Consider the following 7,834-nt stretch of genomic DNA (forward strand, 5'->3'; position numbering starts at 1 on the left):
AATCATCATTCATTTCGTGAGCTGAGCTAATAATAGACCTCTCTCTCAATCAACTGGCGTCGATGCGAGAGATGTGGCACACACTAATCATCCATGCTCAGATCCGAGGCATTGCAGAAAGCGACCAAGCCGTTATCCAACTGGATCGCGTACTGACGCGGAAGAGGGAAGTCGTCGCTGTAGAGCGTGCCCACCTCGGCAGGAAAAGGCCCATAATCGTCAACAATTATCCCACCCAGCCCATGGACATCACGGTCCGCGGTTACCGTGATACGCACGCCGATACCCAACGGGGAATCCACGCTCGACTCGCTGGAATCAGTTGCATCGAGATCCATATGTTCTCAGTTGTTCGTGTGCGCTACCACTGATTGTGGGCCGGGCAGGACTGGTGCCCAAATCTCCGTGAGATAGGGAAAGGCCTGGGCCACAGTTCGTCATACATGACAGCTTTGCCTGACTAGAAAAGAATGCCGTCGTGCGGAGCCGTGCGCTCATCATGTGCCAAGACGATCCGGCACGAACCTGACCTTGCTATCGTACCCAGGACGTTGTGGTTTCGAGTTATTTGCGCCTTATCGACGGCGACGCTGAACTCGAACGCACGTACCGAAGGTCTGGGTTCACGTGGCGCGTCGAATTGCGGCGTTCTAGGTAGCTGGCTGCCATCGAACATTGAGTCTCCCGCATGAAATGCCCATGATCCGCCGAGATCGACAGCGACAGCGCAATGACCGAAAGTGTGCCCAGGCATGGGTATGAGAATCAGTCCGGGGGCAACCTCATGGCCGGTCAGGCCGAACTTCCACCGATCGCCGAACGATGAATGAACCTTAAGCTGGCGTATTGTTTCGAGTTGTGGTGCCCGGTAGCGCACGTCATCGACAACGGACCTTTCCACGATTGCCGCCTTGTATTCGCTCAGCGACACGTGACAAGTGGCATTCGGGAAGTCTGACAGTCCGCCAGCATGGTCGAGATCGAGGTGAGTAAGGACGATGTTGGTGACCTGATCTGGCGAGTACCCCAGCGCCCGAATCTGGCCTATCGCCGTGTGCTTCTGACCCTGTTTCGGATTTACCAGGTGCGAGGCTGGCCCCAGTCTTAGGTCCGGATTGCGGAGGTCTTGGCTCCCAAACCCGCTGTCGACCAGAGTAATCTCACCATTTCGGTGCACGCACACGAATATTTGAGCAGCAAGAGTCGGCGTCGCTGGTGGATTCATGACTCCCGCGTTGGCGACGTGCACCCTAACTAGCGGCGATTTCACCCCTCCGGGGGCAGCATGGGCAGAGGCTGCGACTCCTGCGGCCAGGAGTGATGCGGCGCCTGCTGCCGCACTCGAGGTAAGTAAGTTACGGCGACTTATGGTCATCAAGAAATCCTAACGGCGAGTGATGTGAGTGAGTTTCGGCCTGCGTCGCACCTATTTGTCGCACAGTTATAGGCCAGGAGATGGTTACTATGTTGCGGCGCGCACTTTGCTAGTTATCTCGTTCATCTTGGGGAGGATGTCCGGCCGCTGCGGTGATGAGCTGGCCAGTGGTTCGCGCGAGATGATCGATTCCAGAATGGGAGTTAATCACGTCGATATCAGGGTCCCGCGAGAGCTTCTTCAGAACGCCGAGTGTGCGTCGTGCGGCAGCGCGATCGGCGGCAGAAATCCATTGGTATTGACGCAGCGGGAAGATCGGCTTGGGGGATGTGGGCAATGTGAGGTCGGAGTAGCTGGAGTCACCCGCATGTAGCAACCACCGGTCGCCCGTTCGAACTGCGACACCACAGTGACCAATGGTGTGCCCCGGCAATGGCACTAGAACGGTATCGGCATCAATGTAAGCCGCGTTGTGGATTCCTTGCCACGTGGCGGTGCCGGTGTGGAACTGCCAATTGGGGCCATGAGCCCAAATGTGCTGGCGATATGACACTTTGGATCGTAGAGAACCGTTATTCGCAACATCGAACTCGCGTTGGGAAACATGAATGCGGGCGTCAGGGAAATCCATTATTCCGGCGCAGTGTTCGCTGTGCAGGTGAGTCAACGCAATGTCAGTCACATCCGCGGGAGAAAAACCCAGGGCTCGCACCTGGTTTGCTAGCGCGAGGTGCGGATATTGCGGCGGGCGAATGAAGAACCGCTCGAATCCTATCGCCTTGGAATCCATGAGAAATGAGAGACTGAAGCCAGCATCCACCGCTAGGATGCCGTTGGGCCGCTCAACCAATAGGCATTGTGTGGGTATTTCTCCGCCGCCGGGAGGTCGTAAAGTGCCAGCGTCAACTACGTGAATTTTGCCTGCCATGAGCTTCCATTCTCTGCGTGATAGTTGCGGGTAGAGCGTGATCGGCTGATTCGTATTGGATGTAGAACTCGGGAGGGCAATTTATTTCACCCTAGTTACTTCTACTCATTGCCGTTCTTGCCGCCGTCTGCGTTCGCAGCGGCAAAGTCAATCTGCGGACTTTCGGCGAGTGCCCGGCGGGTGGTGGTGAAGTGGTCACTATTGGGTGTAGTGAGCATGTCAGTCAACGTGCGCCGGTCAAATGGCCACAAATCGACCACGCCACCCTCGGTGAGGTACCAGGAATTGCAACCGGTATTCCAAACAGTGGGTCCTAGCGCTTTCGCGACCTGCTCGTTAAATTCAGCGGTGGCCTCTGCGGTGACCTCGACTAAGTCGAGATCACCCGCGCGATAGCGGTCAAGCCATGAAACGATGTACTCGGCAGTTAGTTCAGCGGTGTATTGCAGCGAGATGGATCCGGTGGGCGAATTGGGCCCGAGTACCGTAAAGAGATTCGGAAAGCCCGGAATAGCGGTCATCCGATATGCGCGCGGTCCTTGACTCCAGGCCTGCTCGATGTGGATTCCGTCTCGGCCAACTAAATCCATCGGCCGCATGTAGTTATGCGCGGCAAATCCGGTCGCGAGAACGATAACGTCAACGTCACGACTGGTCCCGTCCGCCGTCCGAATCCCAGTTTCGGTAATCTCATCGATTGGCCCAGACACTACCGCCACATTTGGCCGGGCCACGGCGCGATAGTAGGTGTTCGATACCACTTGACGTTTGCATAGGGGCTCGTAATCCGGCGTGAGTTCCTTGCGTAGCTGCCTGTCACGAACTTGAAGCCGTAGCCCCACCCGGGCATATTGCTGCACCAGCCGTCGCCGCCAACTTGGCGTGGTAGTGACATCAGCCAGAATTCCCGAGGCAGCTAGCAACATTCGATACAGTGCCGTGCGGAGAAAGGGAAGACGGCCCAGCAGCATGCTCACCGCTCGGGGTTGCCGCAGTCCCATCGGCGACCAGAGGATCCACTGCGGGGTTCGCACGAAATGATAGATCTGAGCGGCCTCGGCGTGCAGAGCCGACACCACCTGAACACCGGTGGACCCGGTGCCGATCACTGCCACCTTCGCCCCGTTTGTCACCAGGGAGTCGTCCCATTGAGCGGTATGAACCACAGTGCCGGAGAAGTTGGCGAGCCCAGGAAGGTCTGGGGTGTACGGATGGTGCAGCACTCCAGTGGCCATGATGACGAAGTCATAGGTGCGGGTGAGGCCGTCATTGGTGGCCACCACCCAATGTTCGTCAACGAAATGCGCCGAAATCACTTCGGTGTCGAAAGTGATATTCCCGCGCAGTTGGTACTTGTCAGCGACCTCGGACAGATATCGCTGAATTTCGGGGCCAGTTGCGAAAGCTCGTGACCAGTCAGATTTGGTCTCGAACGAGTATTGGTAGAGATTGGACGGCACGTCACACGTGAGTCCTGGGTAATGATTCCAATGCCATACCCCGCCGACATCGGACCCCTTTTCGATGATCGTCAGTTCGGTATAGCCATGCTTAATTAGTGTTATCGCCGTGGCGATGCCCGCCATCCCGGCGCCAACGATGATAATTCGCGGATTTCGTTCCTGTGTGCTCATTTGCGTTACCAATCCGAAAGTATGTGCTTGCCTAGCGTTTAGGCATCTGGCTGTAGATATTTGGCGAAGTAGGACCGGACTCGATCCCAGGCGTGCTCGGCGGTTGCCTCGTCGTATCCGAACCCAGTGATACGCAGTAGCGGCGTAGCTGCGCCCAGGTCGATTTTGTTCGCGAAACTGTGCCCTACGCAGGGATATGTCACAACGTCATGTGCGACTTCCGCCTCGTCGAGGGCGCGGCTCAGGCGCCGTCCCGCGGCCGGCAACGTGACATCACGTCGGCCAAACGAGGCGACTACCGGGCACGCTTCGTGGAGGGCTTGGCGCTGTCCCAACGGGATCTGTCCGTAGAACGGCGCAGCCACCTCGAATCCTTGCGATGCCGATAGCAGAGCGAAACCGCCGCCTAGGCAGAATCCGACGACACCGATCTTTCCGGTGCAGTCTCGGTGTTCACGCAGCCAACGGGCAGTGTCAGTCACATCGTCGAGCGTCGGTCCACTCCGGCGGACTAGGTCGCGCATCGCCCTGGCGATACATGTGATTTGGCGTCCCGACCCGAATAGGTCAGGCCCAATCGCCACCATCCCCCAGCCCGCGACGCGCTCCAGGTGCGTACGCAAGTCTTCGCCAGAGCCGGTGATGTCATGCAGAACTACGACGCCCGGATACGGCCCGGGCCCGTGCACCGCCGCATCTGGTGTCGCCACAACCGCATCGATAACTCCACGGGCGGTCTCAATCTGAACTGCCGCAAGCACCATCAGACCTTTACCTAACTTTCAAGTGCCATCGTAATGAACAACGTTCAATGAACGATGTTCACTGTTGCACCGTTTGGCATCGGGGTCAACCCATTCCAGGAACTTTGTCGCGATCAACCGTCAGCTACAGACGCGGCGTGGCGACGCGCACGGCACGCGGCCTCTTGACAAACCGGATTCCGAACATCACTCTGAACCGTGTTCAATGAACATGGTTCAAGGAGTGTGTATGGCTAACCACGAGCTCAGGGCCGCGCGACGCGAGGCAGTGCTGCGTTCAGGCGCTGAACTGCTGCGCGAAGGCGGTTTGGGTGCGTTGCAGATGCGCGAAGTCGCGCGCCGCGCAGACGTGGCTTTAGGCACGCTGTACTCGTGCTTTTCCACCAAGGAGGCCCTATTCGCCGCCTTATACGCGCGGCGTCTCGACCAAATGTTCACCGTCGTCGAAGAGGAGTTCAACACTGTTACCGACCCCCGCGTGCTGTTCATTCAGTTCGCGACTCTCTACCGGGGCTTGTACGCCGAATTTGGTCGAGAAGTCGATCTCGGCAACCTCATCACCTCTGATAACACATTCGACCCGGACACGCTGCAGAGTCTGATTCGGGGCACGTCTCGATCGGTGGCCGCGATGCATCGCATTCTCGCCAGTCTTCACGTCGATCAGCCAGATGCCGCGGTTGTTGCTTTGTGGTCCATCACTTCTGGGCTGGCCGCCCATTTCACTGGGCCACGCAGCGCGTTTCATCAAGTTGGCTGGGACGAGGCCGTCTCGTATACCGCCGAAATCGTCGTCAACACACTTCACACCCGCGAAGGAATCAACCATGACAAATAGGCCCTCATTGCTCAGCCGTCTCAACAGCCCGCCGCGCGAAACTGACCCCGATAAGCTGCGTCGGGCGGTCGATGGCAAGACCGTTCTGGTGACCGGTTCCTCATTCGGGCTGGGGCAGGCAACCGCCCGCAAACTCGCCGCGGCGAACGCCCATGTCGTGCTGACCGCACGCACAACCGACCGGCTCCACCAGACCGTAGCGTCAATCACCGCGGCTGGCGGCCGGGCAACCGCTTACACCGCAGATCTCACCGATGCAGAGTCGATAACTACTCTCGCGCAACGTATTTCCGACAATCACGGAGTCCTCGACGTGATCGTCAACAACGCGGGAATGTCGATGAGGCGTTCGCTGGCATTACAGTACGATCGCCCCCAAGATTTTCAGCGGACCATAGACGTCAACTATCTCGGCCCTGTTCGATTACTCCTCGGATTGCTAGAGCCGATGCGGCAGCAGGGCGGCGGTCAGGTAGTCAATATCTCTACGATCGGAGTCCGAGTCGCGCCGGGCCCTCGCTGGGGTGCGTACCAGGCATCAAAGGGCGCTTTCGATGTCTGGCTGCGCAGCGTCGCGCCAGAACTACACCAAGACCGGGTCGCTGTGACGTCGATTTACATGGCTCTGATCATGTCTCGGATGAGTGCGCCCACGCCCAGTATGCGCCGGCTTCGCAGACTTGGGTTCACACCCGATGAGGCCGCTGACGTAGTCGTCAAAGCCATAACTGAGCGCCCGCGTTCGCTAGCGCCGTGGTGGGCTGCTCCCACAAATATCCTTGGGGCCACCTTGCCGGGGACTATCGATCGCGGCATGCGCCTGATGAATCGGTTATCAGACGATTCCGAGGCAGCCCGGAGCGTGCGCAATGGGTGACGAGAAAGTATTAACGACCGCACTGGCAGCAGCGGCGTCGTCGCGGGTCCTGCGCATCACCCCAACCCAGATGTATCGGATCGCCAGGGAACTGTCGGCGGGCGGCGGCACAAATCCGGCACTCTTGTTACGTCTGGCCGCGGCGCGGTGGCCAGACCGAGCGGCGATCATCGATGACGCCGGCACCCTGACGTACCGACAGGTGCTCGCAGCGGCCCATGCGACCGCGGATCACCTCCATCGGCGGTACGGCGTCACCGAGGGGGTGCCAGTGGCAGTCATGTGTCGTAACGGCCGGGGGTTTTTGGGTGCCGTCTTCGGCGCGGCATTGCTCGGTGCCGATGTCGTGCTCCTCAATACCGATTTCCGATCCGGCACGCTGGCGGCGACATTGGCGGCCCACCGCATCACGGTGGTACTCGCCGATGATGAATTCGGCGACATCCTCGCTGACGCAAATCCGACGATCCCGGTGATGTCGGCGACGCGGGTCGGCGACAGCGACGCGGTTGTCAGGCCAAGTTCGCGCGAGGTTAGTCTCGTGATTCTCACGTCAGGTACCACGGGAACGCCCAAAGGAGTACCACGCCAACCGGATCCGTCCCAGGTCCTAGGCGTCGCGACCACCATCCTGTGGCGTACTAAGTTGCGCACCGGAGCACGAGTAGCGATCGCCGTTCCGTTCTTCCATGCGTTCGGTTTAGGGTCAGTATTCCTTTCGTTAACCCTGGGCGCGACGATGATTACCCGTCAGCGCTTCGATGCCGAAACCACCCTTGCCCTGGTTTCGCTGCACCACGCACACGCTCTGATGGCGGTGCCGATCATGCTGGCCCGCATCCTCGAGCTGCCCGATCAGGTGCGCGATCGCAACCCTGTGCCCGACCTCGGTGTAGTGATGTCAGGTGGCGCGCCCCTTGATCCCGCGCTGGCCACACGGCTGCTCGACGCCTACGGCCCGGTACTTTTCAATGGGTACGGATCCTCGGAGGTGGGAATCGGTGCGGTCGCGACCCCGGCCGACTTGACCCGCGCACCGAACACCGTCGGCAGACCCGTAGCCGGTTCCCCCATGCGAATTCTGGACCAACACGACGAGGTACTGCCAGCACATGTCACCGGCCGAGTCTTCGTGGGTGGCAAGCTCGCCTTCGAAGGCTATAGCAGCGGCGACACCAAACCCGTGGCACATGGAATGACCAGTACGGGCGACATGGGGTACATCGACGACAACGGTTGTCTCTATATCGTCGGCCGCGAAGACGACATGATCGTCAGCGGTGGCGAAAATGTCTACCCCCAAGCGGTGGAGAACGCGCTCGGCGAACACCCCGCGATACTCGATAGTGCGGCGCTCGGAGTCGTTGATGACGAGTACGGACAGCGTCTGGCCGCATTCGTGGTAATCCGTCCGCTCC

8 protein-coding genes are annotated in these 7,834 nt (G+C 59.1%); 3 read left to right on the forward strand and 5 right to left on the reverse strand.

Annotated features, from left to right (window positions below; translation table 11 throughout):
* Positions 1 to 83: 83 nt before the first annotated feature.
* The 5 genes from GOEFS_RS00105 to GOEFS_RS00125 all read right to left on the reverse strand — a co-directional run bounded on the left by GOEFS_RS00105 (position 84) and on the right by GOEFS_RS00125 (position 4,701).
* Positions 84 to 338 (reverse strand): hypothetical protein, encoded by a 255-nt coding sequence (locus tag GOEFS_RS00105; protein ID WP_007315815.1) that lies wholly within the window; start codon positions 336 to 338, stop codon positions 84 to 86.
* 122 nt (positions 339 to 460) lie between these two features.
* Positions 461 to 1,225 carry an MBL fold metallo-hydrolase gene (locus GOEFS_RS00110; protein ID WP_007315816.1) on the reverse strand — a complete coding sequence of 255 codons (765 nt, stop codon included), beginning with the start codon at positions 1,223 to 1,225 and terminating at the stop codon, positions 461 to 463.
* 259 nt (positions 1,226 to 1,484) lie between these two features.
* Positions 1,485 to 2,303, reverse strand: a complete 819-nt coding sequence (locus tag GOEFS_RS00115) for an MBL fold metallo-hydrolase (RefSeq protein ID WP_007315818.1) — start codon at positions 2,301 to 2,303, stop codon at positions 1,485 to 1,487.
* Positions 2,304 to 2,404: 101 nt separating this feature from the next.
* On the reverse strand, positions 2,405 to 3,937 hold the full coding sequence (locus tag GOEFS_RS00120) for a flavin-containing monooxygenase (RefSeq protein WP_007315819.1): 1,533 nt from the start codon (positions 3,935 to 3,937) through the stop codon (positions 2,405 to 2,407).
* Positions 3,938 to 3,975: 38 nt separating this feature from the next.
* Positions 3,976 to 4,701 (reverse strand): dienelactone hydrolase family protein, encoded by a 726-nt coding sequence (locus GOEFS_RS00125; protein ID WP_007315820.1) that lies wholly within the window; start codon positions 4,699 to 4,701, stop codon positions 3,976 to 3,978.
* A 229-nt stretch (positions 4,702 to 4,930) separates the two neighbouring features.
* Between GOEFS_RS00125 and GOEFS_RS22235 the strand changes: the two genes are divergently transcribed.
* From GOEFS_RS22235 to GOEFS_RS00140, 3 genes are all read left to right on the forward strand, one after another.
* Positions 4,931 to 5,539 carry a TetR/AcrR family transcriptional regulator gene (locus GOEFS_RS22235; protein WP_007315821.1) on the forward strand — a complete coding sequence of 203 codons (609 nt, stop codon included), beginning with the start codon at positions 4,931 to 4,933 and terminating at the stop codon, positions 5,537 to 5,539.
* On the forward strand, positions 5,529 to 6,416 hold the full coding sequence (locus GOEFS_RS00135) for an SDR family NAD(P)-dependent oxidoreductase (RefSeq protein ID WP_007315822.1): 888 nt from the start codon (positions 5,529 to 5,531) through the stop codon (positions 6,414 to 6,416). Before GOEFS_RS22235 ends, GOEFS_RS00135 begins: the two co-directional genes overlap by 11 nt.
* A partial coding sequence (locus tag GOEFS_RS00140; protein ID WP_007315823.1) for an AMP-binding protein occupies positions 6,409 to 7,834 on the forward strand: 1,426 nt, incomplete at its 3' end. The genes GOEFS_RS00135 and GOEFS_RS00140, both read left to right, overlap by 8 nt.

This window comes from Gordonia effusa NBRC 100432, assembly GCF_000241305.1.
Classification (GTDB): Bacteria; Actinomycetota; Actinomycetes; order Mycobacteriales; family Mycobacteriaceae; genus Gordonia; species Gordonia effusa.